This window comes from Kutzneria sp. NPDC051319, from assembly GCF_040682195.1.
In the GTDB taxonomy this organism is placed as follows: domain Bacteria; phylum Actinomycetota; class Actinomycetes; order Mycobacteriales; family Pseudonocardiaceae; genus Kutzneria.
This window is the reverse complement of sequence record NZ_JBFBAM010000043.1, coordinates 77,048-79,182: the sequence shown is the minus strand read 5'-3', so window position 1 is coordinate 79,182 and position 2,135 is coordinate 77,048. Positions and strand designations below refer to the sequence as shown.

Sequence of the window (2,135 nt, the reverse complement as noted above, 5' to 3'; positions counted from 1 at the left end):
GAACCGCCTCGGCTTGTCCTGGGTCTTGACCGCCACGCCGTCGGCGACCAGCTTGTCCAGCGCGTTGCTCACCGCGCCGCTGGACTTCCCGCCCAAGGCCTTGGCGATCGCGGTGGGACCGAACTGCTCGTCAGGGTGATCACGCAGGTGGTCCTCGACCATCCCACGCAGCGCGCCGGGTGCCAGCCGCTCCGACCTCCCGGCCTTCCCATCGTCGGTGACCGTCCCCGTGGCGTCCTCGGGCGTCGTGCCGCCGTCGGCAGGTTGGGCCGCCTCAGTGCTGGCGGGTTCGGCATCGGCCGGTTCGGTCTCCTCGCGCATCGTGTCGACGGTCATGTCCTGCGCGTCCTCGGGTACGGCGTCGGTGGCCGTGTCGTGGGTGTCCTGCGCGCCTTCGGCGGCGGGGTCGATGGATTCGGCGATGGCCGACTCGCTGAGGTTCTCCTCGGCGGGCGCAGCGGCGTCGGTCGGATCCAGGTCGGTAGGGGCGCTTGTCGGCTCATCCTGCGCGGTCTGTGCCGGGGCGCTGTCCTCCACTGTGCTCTCGGCTGCGGGCGTGCCGTCGGTCGACGTCTCGGTGCCGTCGTCGGCCGGGACATCGGGGGTTGTGTCGGTGGTTTCAGCGATTGCCCACAGGTCGGCGGCGCGCCGACCGCCCTCACCGAATCCGACGCGCGTGACGGTGCGGGTGACGCTGCCCTCGCCCTCCCACTTCACCAGGATCTTCTGCGCGGTCGACTTCCCGATCTTCGCCACGCCAGACAGGTCGGCGGCGGTGCTGTTCGGGTTGGTGTGCAACGCCTCCCACAGCTTGTCTTCGCTGTCCGTGCGGACGGTCGCGGCGGTGTCCTGGTCGGGAACTGACCGCAGCGTGCTGTCGGAGCCAGTCGTATCGGTGGTGGCGGTAGTGCGGGTGCGGGTCTTGCTGAACATGACGTCCCTCGATTCGCGGTTCGTGATCGCTGGTGTGGTCATGCCCCGGCCGGAGCGGGTGTGCCCCCGGTGCGCTGCCGGTGTGTGCGGGCTACACCAATATGGACGCTTCCTTCGGCCCATGAAGTCAAGCGGCGTGGGAAACAAGATGACCGTCTCGTGTGGAGCGTTGCGTGGGGCTGGGAATCGTTACGCCACACGGGTCCACTTCACCACTGCCGCGCACAACGTCGTTGACAACCCCCACCGCACGAAGCGTCCATACAGGTCGGCCGATCGGCCACGACCGCCACAAAAACCGAAGGAGCACATAGACATGCCGACCGACGACGTCACACCACCGATAGCCGAAACGGTCCCCGACGGGGCCGTGGACGGATCCCGAACCGAACCCGCACCCGAACACACCACCGCGCCCCCCGGGCCGTCACAGCCGCAACACGAGGCCTCGGCACAGGAATGGCAGGGGCTGCCGTCCGATGCCCTGATCCTCGCCCCGACGGCGTCGGCCACCGGCACACCGATGCGGTCCCCGGACGACGTATGGGCGATGCTCGTGGTGGCCGTGCACATCATCGGCGTCACCGACCCCGACCGCGCGGGTGAGGTGGCCCTGTTCGCCGGACAATGGGTCGATGATCAGCCCCCGGCCGACGACCTATACGACGGGGATCTCGTCGTACGCCTGACTCACCCGGTCGATCCGACCTACCCCTCGTCCTGTGACCACGTAATCGACGTCGAAATGCTGCTGGCCCACGAGGGTCGTTGGCAGCGAGTCGGCCAGTGGTTCGGCGTCGACGACCGCTGGCCGCTCATCGTCGCGCCCACCGCCGCCGCCGTGATGAGGCTGCACTGCGATCTCAGCGAGGCGGTCGCGGGGCTCGAGGACACCCTGCCGCTCGACGCCGGGGCGGGCGGCGAGCTGGGGGCACGGATTCGGGCCGACGGAACGGTCGTCCTCACTGACGGGCGGGTGTACGCGACCCCGTCCGGTGCTGCCAGTGCCCTGAGCGGCTACCCGCAAAACGGGTGGACGGTGCTCAGGACACCCGACGGGCGGACCTTGGACGAGATGCGCGCCGAACTACACGCACAGCGCGGGAACTGACACCGCGCAGACCGTTTCCTCCGTCGTTCACACCGGGTTGTGGGGGGCGGCCGGGGGGGGGGGCGGGGGGGGGAGGCGCGCCCCCCGGGAC

2 protein-coding genes are annotated in these 2,135 nt (G+C 69.7%); one reads left to right on the top strand and one right to left on the bottom strand.

The features are described from left to right. Positions 1-933, bottom strand: a 933-nt coding sequence (locus tag AB0M73_RS32485; protein ID WP_363898676.1) for a hypothetical protein, incomplete at its 3' end; no start/stop codon positions are given. Between the two features lie 316 nt (positions 934-1,249). On the opposite strand from AB0M73_RS32485, the gene AB0M73_RS32480 reads away from it, so the two are divergent. Next, positions 1,250-2,044 (top strand): hypothetical protein, encoded by a 795-nt coding sequence (locus AB0M73_RS32480; RefSeq protein WP_363898673.1) that lies wholly within the window; start codon positions 1,250-1,252, stop codon positions 2,042-2,044. Positions 2,045-2,135 lie beyond the last annotated feature (91 nt).

What these genes read in the sequence shown, in the direction of transcription:
- AB0M73_RS32480 (WP_363898673.1), top strand. Translation starts at nt 1,250, where the DNA reads ATGCCGACCGACGACGTCACACCACCGATAGCCGAAACGGTCCCCGAC.